30 protein-coding genes and 1 other RNA gene are annotated in these 25,818 nt (G+C 42.0%); 21 read left to right on the plus strand and 10 right to left on the minus strand.

Annotation, left to right across the window (positions count from 1 at the left end; translation table 11 throughout):
- Positions 1 to 48: 48 nt before the first annotated feature.
- The 4 genes from CN378_RS21225 (at position 49) to CN378_RS21240 (ending at position 3,793) form a co-directional block, all read left to right on the plus strand.
- Positions 49 to 621: a sulfurtransferase TusA family protein gene (locus CN378_RS21225; RefSeq protein ID WP_098354494.1), complete on the plus strand. Its 573-nt coding sequence runs from the start codon at positions 49 to 51 to the stop codon at positions 619 to 621.
- Positions 622 to 647: 26 nt separating this feature from the next.
- Positions 648 to 1,775, plus strand: coding sequence for an MBL fold metallo-hydrolase (locus CN378_RS21230; protein ID WP_098354495.1), 1,128 nt, complete (start codon positions 648 to 650; stop codon positions 1,773 to 1,775).
- An 80-nt stretch (positions 1,776 to 1,855) separates the two neighbouring features.
- Entirely contained in the window at positions 1,856 to 2,632 is a 777-nt protein-coding gene (locus CN378_RS21235) for a sulfite exporter TauE/SafE family protein (protein WP_098354496.1), read from the plus strand.
- Positions 2,633 to 2,872: 240 nt separating this feature from the next.
- A complete protein-coding gene (locus tag CN378_RS21240; protein WP_098354497.1) occupies positions 2,873 to 3,793 on the plus strand; it encodes a DUF1002 domain-containing protein in 921 nt (306 codons plus the stop codon).
- 31 nt (positions 3,794 to 3,824) lie between these two features.
- Here CN378_RS21240 and CN378_RS21245 read toward each other — a convergent pair whose 3' ends face one another.
- The 4 genes from CN378_RS21245 to CN378_RS22375 form a co-directional block, all read right to left on the minus strand.
- Positions 3,825 to 4,637: a sensor histidine kinase gene (locus CN378_RS21245; protein WP_098354498.1), complete on the minus strand. Its 813-nt coding sequence runs from the start codon at positions 4,635 to 4,637 to the stop codon at positions 3,825 to 3,827.
- Positions 4,547 to 5,227 carry a hypothetical protein gene (locus CN378_RS21250; RefSeq protein WP_098354499.1) on the minus strand — a complete coding sequence of 227 codons (681 nt, stop codon included), beginning with the start codon at positions 5,225 to 5,227 and terminating at the stop codon, positions 4,547 to 4,549. Before CN378_RS21250 ends, CN378_RS21245 begins: the two co-directional genes overlap by 91 nt.
- A complete protein-coding gene (locus CN378_RS21255) occupies positions 5,224 to 5,910 on the minus strand; it encodes a response regulator transcription factor (RefSeq protein ID WP_218924834.1) in 687 nt (228 codons plus the stop codon). The genes CN378_RS21250 and CN378_RS21255 overlap by 4 nt, the downstream gene beginning before the upstream one ends.
- Positions 5,911 to 6,202: 292 nt before the next feature.
- A complete protein-coding gene (locus CN378_RS22375; RefSeq protein ID WP_142323647.1) occupies positions 6,203 to 6,394 on the minus strand; it encodes a hypothetical protein in 192 nt (63 codons plus the stop codon).
- 356 nt (positions 6,395 to 6,750) lie between these two features.
- Here CN378_RS22375 and CN378_RS21265 point away from each other — a divergent pair, with 356 nt between their 5' ends.
- The 4 genes from CN378_RS21265 (at position 6,751) to CN378_RS21280 (ending at position 9,127) form a co-directional block, all read left to right on the plus strand.
- Complete coding sequence (locus tag CN378_RS21265; protein WP_483295110.1) at positions 6,751 to 7,062, plus strand: rhodanese-like domain-containing protein; 312 nt, start codon at positions 6,751 to 6,753, stop codon at positions 7,060 to 7,062.
- 35 nt (positions 7,063 to 7,097) lie between these two features.
- Entirely contained in the window at positions 7,098 to 7,394 is a 297-nt protein-coding gene (locus CN378_RS21270; RefSeq protein WP_098354502.1) for a rhodanese-like domain-containing protein, read from the plus strand.
- 122 nt (positions 7,395 to 7,516) lie between these two features.
- Positions 7,517 to 8,638: an MBL fold metallo-hydrolase gene (locus CN378_RS21275; protein WP_179885018.1), complete on the plus strand. Its 1,122-nt coding sequence runs from the start codon at positions 7,517 to 7,519 to the stop codon at positions 8,636 to 8,638.
- Between the two features lie 132 nt (positions 8,639 to 8,770).
- Complete coding sequence (locus tag CN378_RS21280) at positions 8,771 to 9,127, plus strand: YidH family protein (protein ID WP_098354504.1); 357 nt, start codon at positions 8,771 to 8,773, stop codon at positions 9,125 to 9,127.
- A 43-nt stretch (positions 9,128 to 9,170) separates the two neighbouring features.
- Here the strand turns inward: CN378_RS21280 and CN378_RS22380 are convergent, their stop codons facing one another.
- Positions 9,171 to 9,431, minus strand: coding sequence for a hypothetical protein (locus CN378_RS22380; protein ID WP_142323648.1), 261 nt, complete (start codon positions 9,429 to 9,431; stop codon positions 9,171 to 9,173).
- 166 nt (positions 9,432 to 9,597) lie between these two features.
- Between CN378_RS22380 and CN378_RS21290 the strand changes: the two genes are divergently transcribed.
- Complete coding sequence (locus tag CN378_RS21290) at positions 9,598 to 10,479, plus strand: NAD(P)-dependent oxidoreductase (protein ID WP_098354505.1); 882 nt, start codon at positions 9,598 to 9,600, stop codon at positions 10,477 to 10,479.
- Positions 10,480 to 10,510: 31 nt separating this feature from the next.
- Here CN378_RS21290 and CN378_RS21295 read toward each other — a convergent pair whose 3' ends face one another.
- Positions 10,511 to 11,107: a peroxiredoxin gene (locus CN378_RS21295; protein WP_098354580.1), complete on the minus strand. Its 597-nt coding sequence runs from the start codon at positions 11,105 to 11,107 to the stop codon at positions 10,511 to 10,513.
- A 394-nt stretch (positions 11,108 to 11,501) separates the two neighbouring features.
- Here CN378_RS21295 and CN378_RS21300 point away from each other — a divergent pair, with 394 nt between their 5' ends.
- Positions 11,502 to 12,023, plus strand: a complete 522-nt coding sequence (locus CN378_RS21300; RefSeq protein WP_098354506.1) for a type 1 glutamine amidotransferase domain-containing protein — start codon at positions 11,502 to 11,504, stop codon at positions 12,021 to 12,023.
- Positions 12,024 to 12,091: 68 nt separating this feature from the next.
- Here CN378_RS21300 and CN378_RS21305 read toward each other — a convergent pair whose 3' ends face one another.
- Positions 12,092 to 12,388, minus strand: a complete 297-nt coding sequence (locus CN378_RS21305; protein ID WP_098354507.1) for a phage holin family protein — start codon at positions 12,386 to 12,388, stop codon at positions 12,092 to 12,094.
- Between the two features lie 194 nt (positions 12,389 to 12,582).
- Between CN378_RS21305 and CN378_RS21310 the strand changes: the two genes are divergently transcribed.
- Positions 12,583 to 13,020: a peptidylprolyl isomerase gene (locus tag CN378_RS21310; protein WP_098354508.1), complete on the plus strand. Its 438-nt coding sequence runs from the start codon at positions 12,583 to 12,585 to the stop codon at positions 13,018 to 13,020.
- A 105-nt stretch (positions 13,021 to 13,125) separates the two neighbouring features.
- A non-coding RNA gene (gene ssrS, locus CN378_RS21315) (6S RNA) lies at positions 13,126 to 13,314 on the plus strand.
- Positions 13,315 to 13,528: 214 nt separating this feature from the next.
- On the opposite strand, the gene CN378_RS21320 is transcribed toward ssrS, so the two are convergent.
- Together CN378_RS21320 and CN378_RS21325 are read right to left on the minus strand one after the other, a co-directional pair.
- Positions 13,529 to 14,179, minus strand: a complete 651-nt coding sequence (locus CN378_RS21320) for an MtnX-like HAD-IB family phosphatase (protein ID WP_098354509.1) — start codon at positions 14,177 to 14,179, stop codon at positions 13,529 to 13,531.
- 146 nt (positions 14,180 to 14,325) lie between these two features.
- Entirely contained in the window at positions 14,326 to 14,622 is a 297-nt protein-coding gene (locus CN378_RS21325; RefSeq protein ID WP_179885019.1) for a DUF948 domain-containing protein, read from the minus strand.
- A 152-nt stretch (positions 14,623 to 14,774) separates the two neighbouring features.
- Between CN378_RS21325 and CN378_RS21330 the strand changes: the two genes are divergently transcribed.
- The 4 genes from CN378_RS21330 to CN378_RS21345 all read left to right on the plus strand — a co-directional run bounded on the left by CN378_RS21330 (position 14,775) and on the right by CN378_RS21345 (position 19,704).
- Positions 14,775 to 15,563, plus strand: a complete 789-nt coding sequence (locus CN378_RS21330) for an HAD family hydrolase (protein WP_098354511.1) — start codon at positions 14,775 to 14,777, stop codon at positions 15,561 to 15,563.
- A gap of 167 nt (positions 15,564 to 15,730) precedes the next feature.
- A complete protein-coding gene (locus CN378_RS21335; protein WP_098354512.1) occupies positions 15,731 to 16,177 on the plus strand; it encodes an SRPBCC family protein in 447 nt (148 codons plus the stop codon).
- 142 nt (positions 16,178 to 16,319) lie between these two features.
- Positions 16,320 to 18,902 carry a helicase-related protein gene (locus tag CN378_RS21340; RefSeq protein ID WP_098354513.1) on the plus strand — a complete coding sequence of 861 codons (2,583 nt, stop codon included), beginning with the start codon at positions 16,320 to 16,322 and terminating at the stop codon, positions 18,900 to 18,902.
- An 82-nt stretch (positions 18,903 to 18,984) separates the two neighbouring features.
- Positions 18,985 to 19,704 carry a DsbA family oxidoreductase gene (locus CN378_RS21345; RefSeq protein WP_098354514.1) on the plus strand — a complete coding sequence of 240 codons (720 nt, stop codon included), beginning with the start codon at positions 18,985 to 18,987 and terminating at the stop codon, positions 19,702 to 19,704.
- 115 nt (positions 19,705 to 19,819) lie between these two features.
- On the opposite strand, the gene CN378_RS21350 is transcribed toward CN378_RS21345, so the two are convergent.
- Positions 19,820 to 20,950: a CAP domain-containing protein gene (locus CN378_RS21350; protein WP_257141230.1), complete on the minus strand. Its 1,131-nt coding sequence runs from the start codon at positions 20,948 to 20,950 to the stop codon at positions 19,820 to 19,822.
- A gap of 193 nt (positions 20,951 to 21,143) precedes the next feature.
- On the opposite strand from CN378_RS21350, the gene speD reads away from it, so the two are divergent.
- From speD to CN378_RS21375, 5 genes are all read left to right on the plus strand, one after another.
- Positions 21,144 to 21,956 (plus strand): adenosylmethionine decarboxylase, encoded by an 813-nt coding sequence (gene speD, locus CN378_RS21355; protein ID WP_098354515.1) that lies wholly within the window; start codon positions 21,144 to 21,146, stop codon positions 21,954 to 21,956.
- Positions 21,957 to 22,100: 144 nt separating this feature from the next.
- Positions 22,101 to 22,898 (plus strand): TIGR00266 family protein, encoded by a 798-nt coding sequence (locus CN378_RS21360; RefSeq protein WP_034759112.1) that lies wholly within the window; start codon positions 22,101 to 22,103, stop codon positions 22,896 to 22,898.
- 134 nt (positions 22,899 to 23,032) lie between these two features.
- Positions 23,033 to 24,127 (plus strand): PRK06851 family protein, encoded by a 1,095-nt coding sequence (locus CN378_RS21365; protein WP_098354516.1) that lies wholly within the window; start codon positions 23,033 to 23,035, stop codon positions 24,125 to 24,127.
- Between the two features lie 269 nt (positions 24,128 to 24,396).
- Positions 24,397 to 25,149: an exodeoxyribonuclease III gene (locus tag CN378_RS21370; protein WP_098354517.1), complete on the plus strand. Its 753-nt coding sequence runs from the start codon at positions 24,397 to 24,399 to the stop codon at positions 25,147 to 25,149.
- A gap of 44 nt (positions 25,150 to 25,193) precedes the next feature.
- The gene (locus tag CN378_RS21375) at positions 25,194 to 25,781 is read left to right on the plus strand and encodes a branched-chain amino acid aminotransferase (RefSeq protein ID WP_098354518.1); all 588 of its coding nucleotides are present in this window, start codon (positions 25,194 to 25,196) and stop codon (positions 25,779 to 25,781) included.
- Positions 25,782 to 25,818 lie beyond the last annotated feature (37 nt).

Below are 25,818 nucleotides of genomic sequence, written 5' to 3' on the forward strand. Positions count from 1 at the left end.
TTTTGCTCGTAAATATACCCTATGAGGTAATTGGAGGTAATGAATCATATGAATAGTATTGAATCAAATTTCGTATTAGATGCAAAGGGACTCGCTTGTCCAATGCCGATCGTAAAAACCAAAAAAGCCATGAAGGATATGGAAGCAGGTCATGTGATTGAAATCCAGGCAACAGACAAAGGATCTAAGGCAGATCTTCAAGCTTGGGCAAAGAGTTCAGGTCATGAATATCTCGGCACAATCGAAGAAGGGGACGTCCTCAAGCACTTCGTCCGTAAATCAAGTGGTGAAGAAGCTGTTGAGCGTAAGCATGACTCTGTGACAGACAATGGAACATTAGCAAGTAAGCTGGGCGACGAAAATATGGTTGTACTGGATGTTCGTGAAAAGGCGGAATATGCTTTCAAACATATCCCCGGTGCAATATCCATTCCACTAGGCGAACTTGAAACCCGTATGAGTGAATTGAATGAAGACAAAGACATATATGTTGTTTGCCGAACAGGAAACAGAAGCGACATGGCAGCCCAATTATTAGCTGAGAAAGGGTTTAAGAATGTAATCAATGTCGTTCCCGGCATGAGTGATTGGACGGCTGACGTAGAATCGGATATTAAATAATTCATTTATTTCAGGAGGGATAATGGATGACTGTTAAAGCAATGAATTCAAAAGAAGTGGCACAAAAAGTAATGAAAAGAGAAGAATTATTCATTTTGGACGTTCGTAATGCGGATGCCTTTGAAGAGTGGAAAATCGAAGGGGAGAGATTTGAATACTTGAATATTCCTTATTTCGACCTTTTAGATGGGGTTGAAGAAATCATGGATCAACTTCCTGAGGATAAAGATATTCTTGTCGTCTGTGCAAAAGAAGGGTCCTCGATTATGGTAGCAGAAATGCTTTCAGATGAAGGGAAGGATGTTTCTTATCTTGAAGGCGGAATGAAGGCATGGAGTGAGCATTTAGCGCCTGTCAAAGTGGGTGACTTATCAAATGGGGGAGAGCTTTATCAGTTTGTGCGTTTAGGTAAAGGCTGTCTATCCTATATGGTGGTATCAAACGGCGAAGCCGCAATCGTGGATGCTACCCGTATGGCTGATGTATTCATCGATTTCGCAAAAGAAAAGGATGTAACGATCACAAACGTTTTTGATACGCATTTGCATGCCGATCATATTTCCGGTGGACGTACGATTGCAGCATCAACGAAAGCGACTTATTGGTTACCTCCTAAAGACGCTGAAGAGGTGACATTTGACTATGCGGCACTTGAAGACGGAAACCAAGTCGTCATTGGAAATACAACCATCGAGATTTCAGCCCTGTATTCACCAGGTCATACAATCGGTTCTACCTCCTTCGTGATTGATGAAAAATATCTGTTATCAGGTGACATTCTTTTTGTCGACAGTATCGGTCGACCGGATCTTGCCGGAAAAGCAGAAGATTGGGTGGGGGACTTGAGAGAAAGTCTATACAAACGTTATAAAGACCTTTCCATGGAGCTTACCGTTTTACCGGCTCACTTTATGATCATTGATGAATTAAATGAAGACGGTTCTGTAGGTGAGAAGCTTGGGACATTATATGCCAAGAACCACGGTTTGAACATTGAAAGTGAAGAAGAGTTCAGAAAGCTTGTTTCTGAAAACCTGCCTCCTCAACCAAATGCTTACCAGGAAATACGTGAAACAAACATGGGGAAAGTCACTCCCGATGAAGAAAAGCAGCGTGAGATGGAAATCGGACCAAATCGTTGTGCTGTAAGATAATAAACGAGTAGTTTAGAAATCATTTCCGGATGGGAACCAGCATAGCCGGTTCCCATTTTACAAGAAGAGGAGGGCTCACAATGGATTTGGCATTTATCATTACAATCTTTTTAATCGGCTTTGTCGGCTCCTATGTATCAGGGATGGTGGGAATCGGAGGAAGTATCATTAAATACCCGATGCTCCTGTATATTCCACCTTTGCTGGGAGTAGCTTCATTTACCGCTCATGAGGTCTCAGGCATCAGTGCCGTTCAAGTGTTTTTTGCCACGCTTGGCGGAGTATTGGCCTACCGCAAAGGGGGCTACCTGAATAAAACACTCATTACGTATATGGGGGTAAGTATATTAATCGGTAGTTTCGTTGGTGGTTATGGCTCTAAATTCATGAGTGAAGCGGGAATTAACATCGTTTACGGAATCCTGGCCCTCATTGCAGCCATCATGATGTTCATTCCCAAAAAAGGGATAGACGATGTGAAATTGGAGGATGTAACCTTTAATAAATGGCTGTCGGCTATACTTGCTCTCATCGTTGGAGTCGGTGCAGGTATTGTGGGGGCGGCGGGAGCATTCCTATTGGTTCCTATTATGCTAGTCGTCCTTAAGATACCGACACGGATGACGATTGCTTCCTCTCTTGCCATTACACTGATTTCTTCCATCGGATCTACAGTAGGAAAGATCTCGACGGGGCAAGTGGATTATTTACCAGCGATGATTATGGTGGTAGCAAGCTTAATAGCCTCTCCGCTTGGAGCAATGGCGGGAAAGAAAATGAATACCAAGATTCTTCAGATGATTTTAGCAGTATTAATTTTGGGAACAGCTATTAAAATCTGGATTGATATCTTATAAAGTATGATGCTTAGTTCTGATCATCATGACACTTCTTGAAACGGGAAGAGTCATGATACAAAGAACTAAGCATTTTTTGTCTTGTATCAAATAATCTTGTAACTTTCTGAGATTCCCTTTCGTCTATATAATAGATAGAAATAAGACTCTAGATGGATGAACATATTCAATGAGACTAGTACAATGGATGAATGAATGTGTTCTAACATCTATCCATCATGAAAAAAAGGGAGAATTCAAATGAAAAAGCTTATTGGAATCGTTTTACTATGTTCATTGATGGTAAGCGGTATTCAGCCTGCATCAGCTGCAGATAATGATAAAGCAAGCATTAATGAAAAATTCGGACTGCCTATCGTTGTATATGGAGAAACACTTTCCAGCCAGCAGAAAAAAGAGGTTCAAAAGCAATTGGGAATGGACGAAGGAACGGAAGTGGAGGAGTTTACTGCAACAGGTGAGGACCTTGTCAAATATATTGAAGGTGAGAACCGGAACGCACGAATGTTCTCTTCTGCCATGATCACTCGTAAAGATAAAGGGGAAGGGTTAAAGGTCAATATCGTGACACCGGAGAACATCACGGAAGTAACCAATTCAATGTACTCCAATGCTCTTTTGACAGCGGGAGTCGAAAATGCGGTCGTGGATGTTGCTTCTCCAGTGAAGGTAAGCGGTCATTCTGCATTAGTCGGTATTTATAAAGCGTATGATGTCAGTGGAGAGAAGCTTGATACCGTCCGAATGGAAGTGGCGAATGAGGAGTTATCCGTGGCAACCGAACTTGCGAAGGAAGCAGGTGTCGATAAGGAAGAAATCAGTAAATTGTTGACCGAAATCAAAAAGGAAATTGCCGAGCAAGACCCGGCGACGAAAGAGGAAGTCGAGAAAATCGTCGAAGATAAACTTCAAAGCTTGAACATTGAATTAAGTCCAGAGGATCGTCAATTACTGATTGATCTATTTGAAAAAATGCGCTCACTTGATATTAATTTTGATAATGTTCAACAGCAACTCGATGATTTAACAAAGGATATTCAAACGACGATCAAGGATATTGTGAACGATGAGGGGTTCGGACAGAAAGTCTCGGATTTCTTTAGCGGATTATTAGAGGCCATCGCAAATTTCTTTAAATCCATCAAAAATCTGTTCGGATAATATAAAAGACTGAGTCAGCCGACTCAGTCTTTTATATTTCAAGTAATGGAAACGAGAGATACACCGTTGTTCCGATGCCTTCCTCACTTTCAAAAGACAAGGTTCCATTGTGCTTATGCATGATTTCTTTGGCAATGGACAGACCGAGACCATATCCCCCTGTATTTCTGGTTCTTGAGAGATCCGACCTGAAAAATCGTTCACCTATTTGTGATTGGGATCCGGAGGGTATCCCGATTCCTTCATCTTGGATCTTCACAACAGCCTTGCCATCTTTTTCATAAGAAGCGATGGAAATGGTACTTACCTCAGGGGAATATTTTAATGCGTTGTCTAAAATGTTGTAAAATACCTGCATCACCCGGTTGGGGTCCCCGTTAATGATCGAGTCCTCGTTCAAAGTATGGTGAATGTCAATCTGTTTCGACCGTGCAAGAGGGCGTACGAGTGTTAAAGAGTCCATTATGAATTGAGAAAGGACCATTGGTTCAATATCCAATGAAAATGAAGTATCTTCCAGCTTATTCAATTCAAGGAGCTCGGAAATTAATTTTTGCATACGTATCGATTCTTTTTGGATCAGATGTAAGCTTTTTTCTATTTCTTCAGGATTTGTTTGAACCCTGTCAGTCAAAGCTTTAGCATACCCCCCTATGTAGGTGAGGGGAGTCCGTAGTTCGTGGGCTACATTCGAAAGGAATTGCCTTTTTCGTTCCTCTTGATGCTCCAAAGAGTCGACCATACTGTTAAAGGTCAGTGCAAGCTCAGCCATTTCATCCCGGGTGGTGACGTTAAGACGCTCCGTAAAATTCCCATTGGCCACTTTATTGGAGAATCTTTGCATTTCCCTGACCGGCTTGAACAAGGAGTCCAGGGAAGACTGAATGATAAGAAAAGCACGAAATAAAACATGACTCCTGCCAGTATCAAGATGGGGATCCCCTTGCTGAAGACTTCCGTCATTTCAGCGAGAGGGATGTAAATGAACAAATATCCCATGAGCTTATCTTCATTCATCAGAGGGAAGATGGCTCCCATGACATTTCGATTGAACTCATTCACATATCCTTCTTTCATGACATGATTCCCACTAGCCAATTCTTTTTTGTCTGTTGGATTGATCAAGGGCTCCTGATCAATAAGGAAAGGAAAGCTCTTTCCTAAATCATCCAGCTTTTCAACCACCGTTACCTCATAGGGAGAGATGACGTTATACCAAAGGATCTTGTCTTTGACATTCCCGCTGACATCCCCATAATGGTAGTGGGCTGCTGTCCTCTGTCCCTGGTAAAGAAGGGATTCCTTCACGGTCCCTATATACAGATCCTTGTAGAGAAAATGAATGAAAAGAAACGAAAAGACAATCGTTAAAAAAAGGCTGCTCAATAATAGGAGCGATACTTTCTTATTAAGAGTAAGGTTTATGTTTTTCAAACGGATCCCTCGTATTTATAGCCGAGTCCCCAGACCGTTTCAATCAAGTGACCGTAATTCTTTAATTTCAGCCTTAATGTTTTAATATGTGTGTCAACCGTCCGGTCACTGCCCTCGTAGTCTCTTCCCCATACTTGATCAAGAAGCTGATCCCTTTTATACACCCGTCCCTGATTGCGGGCAAGGAATAAGAAAAGCTCATATTCCTTTAATGTTAAACGGGGTGAAAGCTCTCCGACTGACACGGTCCTCGATGCCAGGTTAAATGAAACAGGACCAAATTTTTCGACCATGGAGCGGTGAGTCGTTTGTATGCCGTATGACCTTCTCAGGATGGTTTCGATGCGTGCTGCAAGTTCTTCAGCGTTGAACGGTTTGACCATATAATCATCGCTTCCGAGTTTTAGCCCCTTTATCTTGTCCAGATCATCGCCTTTGGCAGAAAGGAAAATGAAAGGGATTTGACTTTTCTCCCTAACCTCTTCAAGTAATTGGAAACCGTCCATAAATGGCATCATGATATCCACGATCATCAGATCGACATGTGTTTTATTCAGTTGATCAAGAGCAACCAATCCGTTCTCAGCTTCTATACAGAAATAATGCTCCCTGTTTAAATACAGCTTGATCAGCTGTCTCATTTCCGCTTCATCGTCCACAATGAGTACATTCCATTGTTTCATCATCATTACTCCCTGCCTTTTGATATAAGAAGTTGCATCAGAATCCATTATAAATAAAAATAGTGAATTTTTTGTGAGATTTACGATTTTCCCCGTTTATTATCCTTCACTATTCTATCATGGAAACCAGCAAGGTAAAAAATGATCTTAAACGGATGTCGTTGTCCTCTACATTTACATCAACTGGGACATTTGCCCTTCCCCTTTTTCCTTTTCATAATAGGCTAATAAAGAGGAGTGACGAACATGTATGAGAGGAGCACCATAAACACAAAGAATTTAATGAACCTATTTAATTCAGGGTCATTGCCGAACCTTGGGAATGACATGAATGTCCAAAGTGGGCCACAGGGTTACGGTCCATGGGGAGGGAGTGGGGGGTCACCGTATAATCAGGGGCCATACGCCAGTCCACAAATGTACGGTCCTCAGGGATATCCATATCCACCCACGGGATTCCCCCAGGCGGGTTACGGTCCGCCACCTTATGTGCCTCCTGGTGGTTATGGGTATGGAATAAATCCCATCGGTGCAGGATTAATCGGTCTCGGATTAGGGTTTCTCGGGGGACAGATCGTGAACACCCCATTTAAAGGCCCGCATAAACGATACTATTATTATCTTTAAATAAACCAAACCGACTCTACGTATTGAGTCGGTTTTTTTAAATACAAGAAGTCCTCTAAGTGTATTATATTGTTGACATTATACCTATATGGGTATATTATAAGGGGTAGATAGTGAATGGGTGACATTCACGATTTTATAAAAAAAGTTGAGGTGCTTAAATTGGAATTTCTCGGATTCATTGTTTTAGCTGTACTTATTTTTCTATATGTCATGTTGAAGAAACCAGGTAAAAATAGTAAGCAAATTTCTACAGTGGAATTAAAATCAATGCTCGGCGATAAGAACAAGCAGTTTATTGATGTGCGTACACCAGGAGAATTCAAGCAAAATCACATTAAACAATTTAAAAATATGCCATTACAATCCTTACAACAAAGCGCTCACACATTATCCAAAGAAAAGGAAGTCATTGTCATCTGCCAAAGTGGAATGAGAAGCGCCAATGCATGTAAACTCCTGGAAAAGAAAGGATTCACCTCTTTAACGAATGTTAAGGGAGGAATGAATTCCTGGTCTCATTAATTTCTTTAAAACATACTGAAAGAGAGTGATCATGAATGGAAACAATTATGAGCAATGAAGTACAACGCCGATTATCGGTTGGAGAACAAGTCAATATCATCGATGTCCGTGAGGCAGCTGAGGTACGGAATGGGAAAATCCCGACCAGTATTCATATTCCGTTGGGGCTTCTGGAATTTCGTATGAATGAATTAGAGAAGAAGAAAGAGTATATCGTCGTCTGTCAATCAGGAGGGAGAAGTAGCCGGGCCGTTAAGTTTCTTGATTATCATGGGTATCATGTTATAAATATGGAAGGCGGGATGCTTGCTTGGGAAGGGGAAGTCGAATAACGTTTGTTTAGACTTTATATTTCGATCTCACAATTTATATACCCCGTCAGGTTTAAAAAATGAAATGTAGGATATTGTATAAACGATGAAACAACAATAAATATAAGGGAGGATTGTATGTTATGACAGTTAAGAATGTAACAGCCAAAGAGCTTACACAAAAAATCATGAATGGAGACAGAATGTTCATTCTGGATGTTCGTCCCCAAGAAGCCTTTGACGATTGGAAAGTAGAAGGGAAAAACGTTAAGATCATTAACAAACCCTTTTCTGAGTTGAAAGATCATCTGGAATCGGTTCAATCCATATTACCGGACGATGAAGCCATTTATGTCATTTGCGCCAAAGGGAACTCTTCGACTAAAACGGCAGAGATGCTAACGGATGCAGGAATGGATAATATTTATTCTGTTGAAGGGGGCATGCAGGCATGGAGTGAATATCTTGAGCCTGTTAAGATCGGGGACCTGGCAGGTGGCGAACTTTATCAATTCGTACGAATTGGGAAAGGGTGCTTATCTTACGCCATCGTATCTGGCGGAGAGGTTGCCTTCATTGACCCAAGCCGTCTCGTCGGACCTTATAAGAAGTTCATTCAAGATCATGAACTATCCGTTAAGGCGGTACTTGATACTCATCTCCATGCGGATCACATTACCGGTGGACGATCTTTAAGCCAGGAATTTGATGCAACGTATTATTTGCCAACGAAAGATGCTGAAGAAGTTCAGTACACCTATGAAGAAGTGAATGATGACACAGATATCAAGGTGGGGGATACGGTGATCGAAGCTGTCTACTCGCCTGGTCATACAATCGGCAGCACGTCGTTCATCGTAGATCAACACTATTTATTGACGGGGGATATTCTATTCATCGATTCGATTGGAAGACCTGACTTAGCGGGCAAAGCTGAAGACTGGGTAGGGGACTTGAGAGAAACATTGTATTCCAGATACAAAAATCTGCCGGATGATTTAATCGTCCTTCCGGCACACTTTATGACTATAGATGAAATGAATGAAGATGGTTCAATATCCCATCTTTTAAGTGATTTGTATAAAGAAAATCATGGTTTAAATATCGATGATGAAGAGGAATTCAGAAAGACAGTCACAGAAAACCTTCCTCCACAACCTAATAGCTACGAGAAAATCCGTGAAACGAACATGGGTAAAATCAATCCTGAAGAAGAAGAAAAACGTGAAATGGAAACAGGTCCAAACCGATGCGCCGTTCGCTGATTGGTGTGAGTTCAATCAGCCGGTCTTAAGGCACCCTATGAAGTTTCCATTAGGACAGCAGCAACAGGGCCAACATACCAAAACCGATTGGGATGTTGGCCTGCAATGGAAGAACCAAGGAAGTGATCCATCATGAAAGAAACAAATGAATCAAAATATATTCAGCAGCACCTGGCAAATGAACGGACGTTTTTGGCGTGGATCCGTACAGCCATTGCCATCATTGGAATTGGATTTTTAACGACAAGTTTACATTTTAATTCCCTTCAAGGTGATCCCTTTCAAGACCGAATCGCTGCGGGCATAAGTGCTGTTTCCATCTTCATCGGCTTAGCCATCATTATAGGATCCACCATGAATTATTATCGTACCAGGAAACATATTAACACACAGACATTTGTATCAGCCGACGCCTTCATTAAGATGATGACTGTGGTGGCTACCATCGTTCTTTTGTTTGTCACTGTTTATTTTTTCTCCCTAAATTAGAAAAAACTGAACGCAAGGAGAGCAATCCTTGCGTTCAGTTTTTTTAATCTTGTTTTTGCTCGTTGTAGTATTGAACGGATGTCATGGCACCTTCACTTACCATGGAATTGTCTTCAATATTTGAAGGATCCGGGTGTCCGCCTTTTTCAACGGGAAGATCTTCTTTTCTTCTCTTTTTGAATTTCGTCACCAATCCCTCTTTTACATTGTGCAGTTGATTACGCTTTTCTTTCGATGACAGGATCCATCCGAGTGAACCAGCCGTAACGGTTGCACCGACAAGTAAGGTTTTATTCACTTTCATTTCTTCTCCTCCATTCTATTGGTTCGTTTGATTACTATGGTCTTTGTTTTCCCGACGGACATGAATTTAAACATGAACAAGGATTTCAATAGTAGGAAGGAGTGGACAAACCTTACATTCTGGATGAAAATAAACATAGAAGATTAACCAAGAGAGGATGTATGGAATGAAGAACGTAACGAAAGAAACGGTCATTGGATTTATTGGCACAGGGGTTATGGGTAAAAGTATGGCCGGTCATATCTTAAAGGCAGGTTTTCCCATGGTTGTCTACAATCGTACGAAAGAAAAAGCATCAGAATTGATACATAGCGGTGCAAAATGGGCAGATACACCGAAGGAAGTGGCTGAAGCTTCGGATATCGTTATTACCATCCTTGGGTACCCTTCGGATGTAGAGCAAATATACCTTGGGGAGCAAGGGATTCTGCAACATTTGAAACAGGGTTCCATAGCCATTGATATGACAACTTCTTCTCCGGCATTAGCAGAGGCCATCTTTAAAGCAGGTAGGGAGAAAGGAATATCCACTTTGGACGCTCCCGTTTCGGGAGGGGACATCGGAGCCAGGGAAGCGCGGCTTTCCATTATGGCAGGAGGGGAAGAGGAAACGTTTGAACGGGCCAAACCCGTCTTGGAACTTCTTGGTTCGAATGTCGTTTATCAAGGAAAAGCAGGAGCGGGGCAGCATACAAAAATGTGCAACCAGATTACCATTGCCTCGAACATGATGGGGGTCAGTGAAGCCCTGCTTTACGCGAAAAATTCGGGACTGAATCCGGAAAATGTGCTGAAAAGCATTACATCCGGGGCAGCAGGGAGTTGGTCCCTGAGTAATCTGGTTCCGCGGATGATGGAAGAAGATTATGCTCCAGGGTTTTATGTGAAGCATTTTATCAAGGATTTGAAGATTGCCCTTGATTCAGCTGAAAAAATGGAACTAAGGACCCCCGGGTTGGAGTTAGCCCTTTCCTTATATGAGGAGCTCGCCGCTCAAGGTGAAGAGAACAGTGGTACCCAAGCACTGATTAAATTATTGGAAAAATGATATGAAACGTCCCGATGACCGGGACGTTTTTTTATATTTTTCCGATAAAGTCAGGGTTCTTTTGAATTCCGGATTGGCTCGGCAGCCAATTGGCAGGAACCCCTGTCCCCGTCTTCTTTGCATATTGGATACCCTCCAGTATCCTTGTTATTTCATAGGCATTTCTTCCCACTTCAGGCGGGTAGATCATTTTTGAAGAGATGATCCCTTCCGGATCGATGATAATGGTGGCTCGAAAGGTTGCTCCTGCCTGTTCATTCAATACTCGATACGCTCTACTTATTTGATGATTTCGGTCACTCACCAATGGAAATGGAACCTTGGATGCAGAAGGGGATACTTCCGTAAACACTTTATGGGCGTAAACACTATCTGTACTTATTCCAAGAACTTCAGTTTGTAATGCCTGGATTTTAGGGTAAATAGCAGCGACCGCTGCCAATTCAGTCGGTCACACGAAGGTGAAATCGCTGGAATAAAAAAATAAAATGACCCATTTCCCCCTATATGCCTCTAAATTGACGGTGTTTATCTTCTTCTGAACGTTATCGTAAGCCTCCGCGATAAAGAGAGGGGCACGATCACTTGTTTGAGCACAAAAAGGCAATGAACACGTTTCGCCATTCATGTCCCGGTTCATCGAAGAGTAGGATGGGTAATACATCAGCTCACCCCTTTCAGGTAAAGTATTATCAGGATATGACGCTGCTCGTTGTTATATGATAGAAAGGCTTGTCCATACCAATCATACTTCTCTTCAAAATGGGAATAATAGGGGAAGATTTCTAAATTTTTCTAAAGGTAGGGTGAATCTCTTGAAAAAAAATTCATTCAAGCAATTTTCTAAACTTATATATACTTTTGGAACTATCATGACCGTAACTGCCTTCATTGTGTCTTATTTCCAAACGAAAACAATCATTAAAGCGATTAAGAAGTATAGTCCCTATAATTAAGGTTATCGGTTGCAATATCTGCTTTTAACTTAGACAATGTATATAGATAAGGAAGGAGGAATTGCATTGAAGTTAGTTGGTAAAAAAGTCATTCAATTAGTCAGTGCGGATTTCGAAGATTTGGAGTTGTGGTACCCTGTCCTGCGTTTACGGGAAGAAGGCGCGACTGTACATATTGTTGGAGAACATGCGAACGAGGAATATATCGGGAAATACGGAGTACCGATTGTTTCTGAATTTGCGTTTAAAGACATTAATCCGGAAGATTACGATGCCATCCTGGTTCCGGGAGGCTGGTCCCCTGATAAACTCCGTCGTTATGATGAAGTGATCTCTATGGTGAAGGACATGGATGAACGTAAGAAACCGATCGGGCAAATCTGCCATGCCGGATGGGTATTGATTTCCGCCAAGATTCTTCAGGGAGTAAAGGTTACAAGTACACCTGGAATAAAGGATGATATGGAAAATGCAGGGGCAATATGGATGAATGAACCGGTCGTTACCGATGGTCACATTGTTTCCAGCCGCCGACCACCTGATCTTCCTGACTATATGAGGGAATTTATAGAAGTGTTAGCAAAATAGGGGCATATCAAAAGGACTGGTCAAGGAAGCTGTCAATCAGATACCTATGAACCAGTCCCTTTTTATCCCTATTTCTTCTTGTCTCTTTTATTACGATCATTCACCCGGGCGAAAAACGTCTGTTTCACAGATTGATGAGTAGTGATGGCAGCCCCTGTTGCGATAAATCCGTTAGCGATTCCGTTAAAATCAAACCCCAATGTCCAGCCGCTTGCACCGACACCTACCAGTAAAAGGATCCAGATGATCAGCCAATCCTGAATATGAGGCGTCCTCTTCAGTGCATACCCGAGCACCCATAGTACAGGAACGAGCACGGTGACTTGTGGATCAATGGAAATGCCGCTTAATAAGTTTTCGATCATATCGTCCACTCCCTATAATGATAAATGACTTCTATAAAGCTTATTCATCACGAGGGGGGCTTAATGACAACCTGTATGGATAAGTTTAAAAAAATTGGGAAGAAGGATAGGGAGCAATACAACCTTTAAAGTGACACGAGAAAATTTCAATGATATTATATTGAATGACCTATATTAAAAAGGAGCTGTTAACAATGGCGAAAAAAGGATACATACAATTTCAGACAGGTGAAAAAATTGAATTTAATTTATTTCCGAATGAAGCACCTGGAACAGTAGCAAACTTTGAAAAATTAGCAAATGAAGGATTCTACAACGGGTTAAGCTTTCACCGTGTTATCCCTGGCTTCGTAAGTCAAGGCGGGTGCCCGAATGGGAATGGTATGGGTGGTCCTGGTTACACAATCAAGTGTGAAACAGAAGGAAATCCTCATAAGCATGAAGAAGGCTCTTTATCCATGGCCCATGCAGGTAAAGATACAGGAGGCAGCCAATTCTTCATCGTACATGAGCCACAGCCTCACCTGAACGGAGTCCATACAGTCTTTGGTAAAGTGACTTCAGGAATCGAGATCGCCAAATCAATGAAAAACGGCGACGTAATGGAGAAAGTCGAAGTATTCGACGCATAATTGTTGAGGGACGGACCTTTGTTCGTTTTCATCTTTCTTTAGGAAGCATTTCTCTTTGAAGAAAACAACAGTTGAAATAATTCAAGTGATGTTGTATTATACTAATACAGGCTGCGTTGTACGTAATCATAACGAAGTTTTAACCTTTAAACTGTAATAGGGAGTTTTACATCGAAGTTGGAATGTCAAGCCTCCACGATCTGAGGACGACAGGAAACCTTCTGCAAACACCCACTTTGAGGAGTGGTGGTTTAAAACTTTCTTATATCAAATTACGGCAAATGTGGCTCCTAACCTTAGTATCTCAAGTCAGTTCCCAATCGGGGGCTGGCTTTTTTATTTTTCACGAAAAATACAAAAAAAGACCGAATCCCGTTATGGAATTCAGTCATTGTCATTATGTATCGAGGCCCCTCCCGTCCGTACATGGTTAAGTGTCCCGCAACAAGCGAATGTTCGGGAGAGGCAAGATAAGTGTATCATGCATGACTCAAATGTGCAAAACGATTTATTTCAGTATACCTGCATCTGTTAAGTAACGGTCGATGTCATGAAAATCATTCACTGCAACAAAAGGAGTTCCTTGTGCATGAAGAATGCCCTGCAATGCCTTCATGGCAAAGGTTACATCCGCTGCTTTAGCCGGGTGGCTGTCCGGCTCGCTATCACCGGCAAAATAAATCGTCTCATACTCTTTTTTCATGTCGATGATCACTTTGGACTTGTCGATTCCATACCGCTCTGAGTAATGAGGGTGCTCGGGGTTGAGATTCATATGTACATTCTTTTCTTCATAATAGCCTTCATTCGAGTATACTTTTACATCTTTGATGCCGTGTCTTTGAAGGACATGGTGGATATAATAGTCCGTCCCTGCACTTAGGATGTAGAAATCTCCTCCTTGAGCCTGAACCCTGCGGATGAAGGAAGTGACGTGCTCATCGATTTCGAGGGAATGTATATCCTCAATGATTTGCCTTTCGTCTTGATGAATCGACGAAAAGACTGTACGCAAGAAATCAATGTCTTTCAACTCCCCGGCCTTCCATTTTATTAATAAGGCCTCTCCTTCTTTAAAGTATTTCTCCAGGACAAGGTGATAGAAGTCCTTTTTAGAGATGGTGCCATCGAAATCTGAAACAAATGCCCACTTTTTCATAGCGTCTCCTCCACGGTCGTGATTTAGTCGATTGTACCATGATTCAGAAGGGGGAGGAAGGAAAGGGAATTATATTAACTATAATTTTATTATGTATACTGATTTCATGAAAAAAATCACCCTGCAAAAGGCAAGGTGAGAGGGTTTTACTTCTTCATACTTCTGAAAAATTCTTTTAGTACATCCGGTGTTCGCTTTACTTCATCAATCGTGCTTGTGATGGTCGTCTTTTTATATTGGATATCCCCTTGGATCTCTCCCTGGGTTTCTTGAAGCTGTGATGCTTCTGAAGAAATGTTATCCATCCTCGATTGAATGTTGGCTACCGTTTGATTCATTTCATTCACAATCGGACGGGTTGTTTTGAGTGTCTTCATTAATGCTGTACCCAACATAATCAGGGCAATGACGACTAAGGCAATACTTGCATATACAATCCACATATCCATTTCACCTCTTTAGACGCTGTTTTTTGTTATATTCCCTAATCGTGCTAAAAATAACGTGTAATATGATTTTATTATCCTTATTTACTAAATGACAAATAGCTAGTAATCTAATCTATAAGCTGAATTTTGTAAAGGGAGAGATGTACATGATCAAAGCCATTCTGTTTGATTTAGATGACACATTATTATGGGATTCCAAAAGTATTGAAGAAGCCTTCAAAGCTACATGCAACTATGCATATTCGAAAGCGGGTACTGATCCAAAAGCACTTGAGTCAAGTGTCCGGGAAGCTGCCAGGGAGCTGTATGCCAGCTACGATACATATGAGTTCACGCAGAATATCGGGATCAATCCCTTTGAAGGACTGTGGGGGGATTTTCTGGATGATCATGATGAGCGCTTCCTGAAATTGAAAGAAATCGTTCCAGCTTATCGTAAAAAAGCTTGGACCATCGGCTTACAAACGTTAGGTATCCAGGATTCCGTACTCGGTGAAGAATTATCGGAGAAATTTCGTCAGGAAAGAAACCAAAGGCCTTACGTATATGAAGATACATTCCGGGTGTTACAGGAGTTGAATGGGAAGTATCAACTGTTGTTATTGACGAACGGCTCCCCTCATCTGCAGAACACCAAGCTTGATAAAACACCTGAACTCCTTCCTTATTTTCAAGAAGTCATCATCTCAGGCGAAGTCGGTAAAGGAAAGCCGGATCGTGCCATGTTCGAACATGCCCTCGAGAGGCTGCAGCTTCAAAAGGAAGAAGTGATCATGGTCGGGGATAACTTAAATACCGATATACTGGGAGCTTCCAATATGGGCATCACCACGATCTGGATTAATCGCCGGGGGCAAACGCCTCAACAGGTCGTACCGGATTATGAAGCGAAAGAACTTCATGAAGTGATCCATATAGTCAAGAACGTCCTATAACCCCAGAGAGGCTTCGAATCATCGATGCCTCTTTATTTATTCCATTCATCAGTCATAATACTCCAATCCCATTCATAGTATTCACCGATGTGCGGCAGGCTGGCATGAAAATTGAAATACCGGTGGATCGGGGTGACCACCTGTATTCCAAGGCAGGAGGTACTCTAATGGGAAATGGGATATATCAGATGAATGTCTGTGGATCACGATCAGATGTATGGACGTTTATTCGTAATATGGACGCATGGGCACCTCTTGTTCCGGGATACAAGGAGCATGTTATGCACTCTGATCGTCAATCGACGTGGGAGTTCCATGTCCATTACGGCATGGTGAAGAAAAAGATTCATGTGAAGGTTTTGATTACAGATTGGAATGAACCATCAGAAGTGAGGTTCACATTAAATGGCATTAATCAAAGGTTCACAGGAGCAGGATTTTTTAAAGCAGAAGAACTGGACGGTGCCCTTACAAGAATGACAGGAAGCTTATCGATTGAATCCACCAGTCCACTGGCAAAGCTCCTTCAAACCACCTTTGACAATATGATTGCAGAGCTCACAAAAGAATTGACGATGGCTGTTGGAAAAGCAATCGAAAGAGGGGGAGCGTAATCATCATGTATCCATTCAGGAAGATAGGGCACGTGTGTTATAATGATTTATTTGAGTAAGAAGAATTGTTAGATGGAAAAGAACTACATACACTAAAGCATACCTAAAAAATGAATCTGTACAACGTAAAAGGAGTTATATCATGCAAAAGCTTCACATACTTCGAGAAGAAGCCATAGAGGAAACGAAACGTAAAATAGAGGAAGATGTGAGACTCTTTCTTGAGAAACACGAAAAATGCCCGTCATTTCAAGAATATTTGACAGAAAGAAGCGCTTTTTTTCATCAAATCTGGCTGAATATCTGGCTGAATAAAGTAACAAACGATGTCCTTCGCAGTCATAAGAAAGCCTTTTTGCGTGAGAAAGGATACGATATTGAAGGTACCGATAAAAAGTTGATCAATAAGTTGTACCGAAATGAAATCAGGGAGTTTCAACCATTCCATATCTTAAACTGGCTAAATGAAAATCCAATTTCTGAACAAGATTGGAAGGAGAAGCATCAACGGGTCCGAGAAGAATATCTGAAGAAAAAAGAAGAAAAAAAGAAGGCTGTTCTTCAGAAAGACATCCAAAAACAGCTCCTCTCCTTTATTCAGGATCAAATGGACAAGCTTAAGGATCACTGGTATGTAGAGTTGCGTTTTTTATTCGCTGATAAATGTATAAGCGATATCGGAACGAAAACAAAATACAGACCTCTTGAGCCGTATATGCTGGAGGAGAAATTAGAAGAAGAAGGCCGTTTTATCATGGGTTCCTTCACAACTGTTTCTGACTTTCTGACGGAATTCACCGGCTCGATCCACAAAAAGAGCGAACATTGGGATGGGCATGTATGGGAATATGAAACTTTTTTCTATCCCTATGAACGATTTGTCTTTTACCACACCGAGCAGATCGTCTATCGCTCGCTCTTTCAACACATGCCCGAAGAATTAAAGGCTGGTTATGAAAATATATTCGGTCAGGAACTTTCTGAAGAAAGACTAAGCAGACTCAGTCATCATTTCCTCCTGACGTTAAAGTCCACTTTTTTCAAGATGATCCAGCAGGAAGACATGGACGATTTACAAAGACTGATAGAAATTCCTTTTGATGCCGACATTCACCTTTCGATTTATGGAAAAGATCTCGAGAAGCGGGAGGAAAGAAAAGCGGCTGAATTAGCTGAATTAAAACGGAAGCAGGAAGAAGAAGAACGAATATTGGAAGACATCTTCGGACGTGAGTATAGCCCCTCGTTCAGAGGTGATATTCACTATATCCTTCATATCGGTGAAACCAATACAGGGAAAACCCATCAGGCGATCAGCCGTATGAAAGAAGCCGAAAGCGGCATGTACTTGGCACCTCTTCGCCTCCTTGCCCTGGAAGTATTCGATACATTGAATGCAGAAGGCGTACCATGCAACCTGAAAACGGGGGAAGAAGAAAAAGAAGTACCGTTGGCCAATCATGTGTCATCAACTGTAGAAATGTTTCGTGAAAAAGATGAATATGAAGTGATGGTCATCGATGAATCCCAGATGCTTGCCGATCAGGATAGGGGGTTTTCCTGGTATCGTGCCATTACTAAAGCAAGGGCAAAGGAAGTTCATATTATAGGAAGTGAAAATGTCCGGGAACTTCTGTTGGGATTAGTCGGGGACGGGAACGTCGAAATCCATCATTATAAAAGGGACACCCCCCTTGAGGTAGAGGCGAAAGAATTTCAGTTGAGACATGCTAAAAGAGGGGATGCCGTTGTTTGTTTTTCAAGGAAAAAGGTGTTGGATACCGCTTCAAGATTGCAAAATAACGGACATAAAGTCAGCATGATCTATGGAAGCATGCCTCCTGAAACGAGGAAAAAGCAGATGATGCAGTTCCTTGGGGGGAAAACGGATGTCATCGTTGCGACCGATGCCATCGGGATGGGGTTGAACTTACCGATACGCAGGATTGTCTTTCTTGAAACGGATAAATTTGATGGTACGAGAAGGAGAAGGCTGACGAGTCAGGAGGTAAAGCAGATTGCGGGTCGTGCGGGGCGAAAAGGGATGTACAACCAGGGGAAAGTAGCTTTTACGAAGGATATCAAAGTGATGAGACAGCTCCTTGAGCAGCCTGACCAACCACTTGAGACGTTTGCCATCGCTCCCACCAGTGGAGTGTTCGACCGCTTTCAATCGTATTACCATGATATGGACACGTTCTTCTACTTATGGGACAAGTTCAAAAGTCCTTTTGGAACTGAAAAAGCGACACTTTTTGAAGAAAGGGAGCTTTATGAATTAATCCGCGGAACAGATATTGAAGCAAAGCTTTCCCTTAATGACCTTTACGGATTCCTCCACCTCCCTTTCTCGAAGAAGGAAGCGCAGTTGACAGAGCAGTGGCTCGAGTGCATGCATGCTATTGTAAGCGGTGAAGAACTGCCGGAACCTGAACTGAAGAATAAAAATCTTGAGCAAAAAGAAGTGTCGTATAAGGCTGTCGGACTTCATCTCTTGTTTTTATACCGCTTGGGCAGGCAGACGGAAGCCTATTACTGGGAAAGGGTCCGGGGTGAAATTGCAGAAGGCGTTCACGAAAGTCTCAGGACAGAGGTCACGAGTTTAACCCATACATGCCGACAATGTGGTAAGAAGCTTCCACCGAACTTTGGGTTTCCAATTTGTGATCGATGTCATGCAGCGAGAGTAAAAAGAAGAACAAGGAGAAAGCCTCCCCATCATTGATTCATGAGCAAATCCTGAGTAAGAAGGCAGGTTCTATGATACGATCATGTATGAATTAAAAACGATGATAGAGGTGTTAAGAATGAAGATTGAAGTCTGGTCAGATTATGTATGTCCATTCTGTTATATAGGAAAACGCCGTTTAGAAAAGGCATTGGAGGCTTTCCCCCATAGAGATAAGGTTGAAATAGAATACAAAAGCTTTGAACTGGATCCGGGCGCTCCCGTCAATACGGAATATAGTATTCAGGAACTCCTTTCGAAAAAGTATGGGACATCTCTCGAGCAAGCTCAAAACATGACGGATAGTATGAGCCAGCAAGCGGCGGCCGTGGGGCTTGATTTCCGCTTTGATACCAGTGTTCCGACTAATACGTTTGATGCTCATCGCCTGACGAAGTATGCGAAAACGAAAGGGAAAGAAGCAAGTATGACTGAAATCCTGCTGTATGCTCACTTTACCCTGTCTAAACATATTGGTGACCGGGATACTCTAGTCGAATTAGCGAAACAAGCCGGGTTAGAAGAAGAGGAAGTGAAGGACGTCCTGAATGGAAGTGATTTTTCTCAAGAGGTTCGAAACGATGAAGCTGAAGCGGGACAGATCGGTGTCCAAGGTGTGCCATTCTTCGTACTCAATCGTAAGTATGCGATTTCAGGTGCACAGCCAAGTGATGTATTTTTAAGTTCGATCCAAAAAGTGTGGGAAGAGGAAGCGAAGACGTCTCTTCTCAAGCCCCTTGGAACGGAAGGGATGGCCTGTGACGAGAATGGATGCGAGATACCATCGACGAAGTCATAATCCAATCGACAACTCTTTAAAATAATGAAAAAAGCAAGCGGGAAAATGTGATCCGCTTGCTTTTTTATTTCATACAGCTCCAGCGGCTAAGGGCATAGTCGCTTCGGCATTAGGTTTAATTACTATAGAAGTTCTCGGTATAATATGGCTGGGATTTTTCGTTGAAGGCGACCCCTATCCCTAAATGCTCGTAGTGTGTCTGCAGGATGTTTTCTCTGTGACCTTTGGAATTCATCAGTCCTTCGTGGGCGAAGATGGAACTTAACTGACCGTACGCAAGGTTTTCACCGGCCGTGCGAAAGGCTATCTGATCTTCTTCCATGCGATCAAAGGGGGACTGCCCATCAAGATTAGTGTGACTGAAGTAATCCTGTTCCGCCATATCCAAACTGTGTTTCCTCGCCGTGTCCCTTACTTGACTATCCCACGATAGAACGTTCAGTCCTTTTTCGACACGGGTGGCATTGGTCAGGTCAAAAAGCTGGAATTCAAACCCTTCCTTTAGTTCGGGACTTGCATCCGAATAGAAGTTTTTCTTATTTGCTTCGAGATTTTCGCTGATGATCTGAATGGCCGTGACGGTGTCATTTTCATGCTTATCATAGAAGATGGTCACGTAGCTGCCGTCGACTTGGTAAACATCCTGTTCTCCGTTATTTTGCAGCTGATATAACGTGAGTCCTTTCCGGATATTTGTTAATGGCTTGCCAAGTTCACTCTGTACCGTTTCTTTGGAGACACCCATTTTAATCCCTGAATCGGAGGATAGGAGATCCTGATTCGTGAACAGGCCGTTCACCTGTTGGTTTTGATCATAGGAGACCATTAAGAAATTGCGATAATTTTCATGATAGGCATACCACGAAACACCATATTCATTACTGGACTTTCTTTTGGCTTCACCGAGCTCTTTTTCCACACTTTCTTTGGAATCCCCGAGTTCGATATTATAGATTGAGAACATTTGCTCACTGGGTACAGTCAAGGTCGGCTTCTCTACAGGTTCCTCTTCATTTGCTTCAGAGGGTTTTTCGAGATCCCGGAAAGAATCGTCCAGTTTTATCAGAAGAAGATTCACTTCCTGGTAGATTTGATCAAAGGCATCCTGTACTTTAGGATTGTTCTTCATTTCTTCAATTTTAGAAAGGACAGAATCGAAACCTGTCGCTTCCACTTTCTCTTCCCAAGCGGGCTTGGATATATAGGCAATCACAATGATCATGATAAGAAAAAATAATCGTCTCAAATGCTAACACTCCATTCTACCTTCCATTGTATCCAAAAAATTAATGAAGTAAAAAAGAAAGGCTTACTCACTTTGTTCAGTACCCATTCTACACGATCTTCAACCTCATTTGGCTGTTTTAGTATGGTTGGCTCTGGGTAAGATAAATGAATAAGGCATACTAACAACTATTACATATAAGGGGAAATGCAAAATGAAATTATCTCACGAAGAACGGATCCAACTGCATGAGTTCAATAATTTAACGAAATCATTAAGTTTTAATATGTATGATATCTGTTATACAAAGACCCGGGAAGAACGTGAAGCATATATTGAGTACATTGATGAGCAATACAACGCCGATCGATTGACGAAGATCCTTACACATGTTTCGGATATTATCGGGGCCCATGTCCTGAATATTTCGAAGCAGGACTACGTTCCCCAGGGGGCGAGTGTGACGATCCTGGTATCGGAAGGTCCGATTGTCGAGGTGCCGACGGAGCATTTTGATGAATCGCCCGGTCCTTTGCCATCCGGTGTGACAATGCATCTGGATAAAAGTCATATCACGGTCCATACGTACCCTGAATATCATCCACATGAAGGGATTTCTACATTCAGGGCCGATATCGATGTGTCCACATGCGGGGAAATTTCCCCCCTTAAAGCATTGAACTATTTGATTCATTCCTTCGACACGGACATCATGACCATGGATTATCGGGTGAGGGGATTTACAAGGGATATTAACGGAAGAAAACTTTTCATCGACCACGATATCAATTCCATTCAGAATTATATCCCGGAGGAAATCAAAGATGAATACGATATGATCGATGTGAATGTTTATCCCCAAAATATTTTTCACACAAAATGCAAGTTGAAGGAATTTGATTTAAATAACTATTTATTTGGTTATACAAAGGACAGGCTGGAAGAGGATGAAGTGGATGAGATTACAGACAAAGTAAAAATGGAAATGGATGAAATATTTTATGGTAAGAATATTCCGAGACCATAAGGAAGTTTTCCCCTTCGCGGAGCATTTTAGCGGAGGGGATTTTGGTTTTGAAATCTTACTATTTTGAAAATGGGTTTGAAGAAGGGATATGCCTTCTCCATGAAGAATAGGTAATGATGCTTGTAAATGGAGGAGGAAAAGGGAATGAATTCACATGAAATCGAATACAAATTGCACGGGGATGATATGCAGTTTGTCGAAATAGAGTTGGATCCTGGTGAAAGCGCAGTGGCCGAAGCCGGTGGTATGATGATGATGGAAGATGGTATCGGGATGGAAACGATCTTTGGGGACGGAGCAAAGGGAAGCGGTACAGGAGGCTTTCTTGGCAAGCTTGTGGGAGCGGGGAAACGCATACTGACAGGCGAAAGCTTATTCATGACCGTATTCACAAATGAAGGCATGGGTAAAAAGCATGTATCATTCGCAGCTCCTTATCCGGGAAAGATCATCCCTGTTGATTTAAGTGAATTGGGCGGAAAAGTGATTTGTCAAAAAGATGCTTTTCTCTGTGCAGCAAAAGGTGTGTCTGTAGGGATCGATTTTCAAAAGAAATTAGGAACAGGCTTCTTTGGTGGGGAAGGATTCATCATGCAGAAGCTTGAGGGAGACGGCTTGGCCTTTCTTCATGCAGGGGGAACCATTTATAGAAGAGAGCTTCAGCCGGGGGAAGTATTACGGGTGGATACGGGTTGTCTGGTAGCCATGACAAAAGAGGTAGACTACAATATCGAATATGTTGGCAAAATCAAATCCGCCTTCCTTGGTGGGGAGGGGTTATTTTTTGCTACCGTTCGTGGTCCGGGTACCGTATGGATTCAATCCCTTCCTTTCAGTCGTCTGGCGGAAAGAATCTATGCAAATGCTCCAGGTGGCGGCCGTTCCACCGGTGAGGGAAGCATACTTGGTGGAATCGGGGATTTCCTGAACGGAGACGACTGATAGAGAATATAAAAAGCATTTCCATTCGTGGAAGTGCTTTTTTAAAGTTCAAGAGTTGACAGATTTATTTTGGGTATTCACCTATTCAGGTCCCGAGACATATGTTTAATTAAACGATGTGAAAGGGTGATTCCGTGACAGGAAAGATTCGACATTATTATGCTGGAGGCAACACGGCCAAAGGTTTTTACAGTCTATATGATTCGGTGTTAGCGGGTCTGGAAAGGCTATATATACTAAAAGGCGGTCCAGGGACGGGGAAATCCTCCCTGATGAAGTCAATTGGGGAACGCTTCCATGAAAAAGGGATAGAGGTGGACTATCTGCATTGTGCTTCCGATAATCAATCCATCGAAGGTGTTCTCCTCCCTGAGTTCGGTGTGGGGATTGTGGACGGTACGGCTCCTCATATTATAGAACCTAAAGCACCCGGTGTCATTGAAGAGTATGTGAATCTGGGAGTGGCATGGGACCGGGAAGAGCTGTCCGATCATAAGGAAGACATTCTTCGCTTAAACGATCAAATTTCCGCCCTCTTTCAGAAGGCTTACGATACATTTGCGGCATCTCTGAGTGCCCATGACGACATAGAAGACATCTACATTTCCAATATGGACTTCACCAAAGCGAATGAATTGACTAATGAGTTAATTTCACACTTTTTTGAAGATAAGAGCCTTTCTAAATCCTCCACAATCAAACATCGTTTCTTGGGTGCGGCGACTCCTGATGGGGCAGTTGATTACATTCAGAATTTAACAGAGGATGTAGATAAGCGCTACTTTATAAAAGGCCGTGCGGGATCCGGAAAATCAACGATGTTAAAGAAAATTGCTTCTGCCGGTGAAGAGAAAGGCTATGATGTAGAGGTTTATCATTGTGGATTTGATCCGAATAGTCTGGATATGTTGATTATCAGAGAAAAAGGAATCGCCATTTTCGACAGCACTTCGCCACATGAATATTTTCCTGAGCGGCAATCCGATGAAATCATCGATATGTATGAAAGATGTATCACTCAAGGGACAGATGAAAAATACGCTGTGGAGATAGAACGGACGACCAAAGCCTATAAGGATAAAATGAAAGAAGCCATCTCCTATCTGAAAGAAGCGAAATCACTTCGCGAACAACTTGAAGCCATCTATATAAGAGCAATGGACTTTTCAAAGGTGGATACGATAAGAGAAGAAATCTTTCAGGAAATAAATACGTTTATAAAAAAGTAGTTAACAGAGTAAACTCGGGAACGCGATGATTTAATGTCATTGCGTTTTTATCTGGTTGACAAAACCGACGTCCGATTAAGTAAATAACCGATAAAACCATGCTTAGGCATGGTTTTTATAGTGCAAAAATTTCCGGTAAGGATAGTAGTTATATTAATATAATAAATGCGTTTTGCTATTGTTATATTAGTATAATGAGTGATAACCATTGATTTTATGGTAGGATAATAAGGAGAAATGATGTGCGAAAAGGAGTTAAGTAGATTACTATGAAGCTGGTATCATGGAACGTAAATGGAATTAGGGCATGTGTGAAAAAAGGTTTTTTAGATTACTTTTATGAAGTGGGTGCAGATATTTTTTGTCTTCAAGAGACAAAGCTTCAAGAAGGCCAGATTTCACTGGATCTGGATGGATACCACCAATATTGGAACTACGCCCAGCGAAAGGGATATTCAGGTACCGCGGTCTTCACTAAAAAGAAACCTTTGGCTGTCTTTTATGGATTCAAAGAAGGACAGGTCGAGTCAGAGGGGAGAATCATTACATGCGAATTTGATTCGTTTTATTTGGTGAATGTCTATACTCCGAATTCAAAAAGGGATCTTTCAAGGATTGAAGAACGCCTGGAGTGGGAGGATACATTAAGAGTGTATCTCGTTGAATTGAATCTCCATAAACCGGTTATTCTTTGTGGGGACTTAAACGTGGCCCATACTGAGATTGATCTGAAAAATGATCAATCAAACAGGGGAAATTCAGGTTTTACGGATGAAGAGCGGGAGAAAATGACGCTGCTGCTCCAAGAGGGGTTCGTCGACAGCTTTCGATTTTTACATCCTGAAGAGGACGATGCATTCAGCTGGTGGTCTTATATGAATAAGGTGCGTGAACGGAATATTGGCTGGAGGATCGACTACTTTATTGTCTCCATTCGTTTATCCCCAGCAATAAAAAGTGCGGAAATTCATTCTCCTGTCCTGGGCAGCGATCACTGTCCGGTATACTTACAGTTAGAGTAGTCCATACAAGAAGTAGAAAAGGAAATGTTCATGGAGGGAAAAGTATGTTGAGGAAAAAATTGCAGCAATTCATAGAAGAAACAAAAGAATCCAAGGGAACCGTTCCTTTGTATGAGCTGGAGAGAGAGTACGCGTTGAAGCACGGAATACTCCATGCAGAGGACGTGACCCCCGCGAAAGGCGATTCGCGATTTCAGAATGCGTACATCGAGCGTTGTGACAAAGAAACGGAAGAACTTATCAATCAAGAAACTGTCGAATTTCTTAATAAGCCAATCGCATACCTGAAAGAACACAAAAATGAGTTCGTTTACCTTGAATCTGAATGGTTTTCCGTCATTGGAGTGGAAGCTGTTTCTGTGGAAGTGGACGACGTGTTCGGTACCTATGATGCCATGCTTGGATTAAAGCTCCAAAAGAAATATCGTAGTCAGATTGAAGGGTACCTGGAAGAGGTCCTTCAAGATGATTCCTCTTTTGATCTTTTGTTTAATGGGGAAGATGGGTTATGGGATTTGAATTTCACTTTGAATGATCATGCCGATTTTCATGAAGGACTTCTGATGCTTGAGGTTTACGGTCTTATTTATGAGTTCCTTTTTAATCTCCTGAAACATATTGATGAGAACTGAATGGGAGATCCCCCTTTTGAATGAACGATTTCGAAGG

The sequence above is a fragment of the Bacillus sp. AFS015802 genome (genome assembly GCF_002561455.1).
In the GTDB taxonomy this organism is placed as follows: Bacteria; Bacillota; Bacilli; order Bacillales; family Bacillaceae_B; genus Rossellomorea.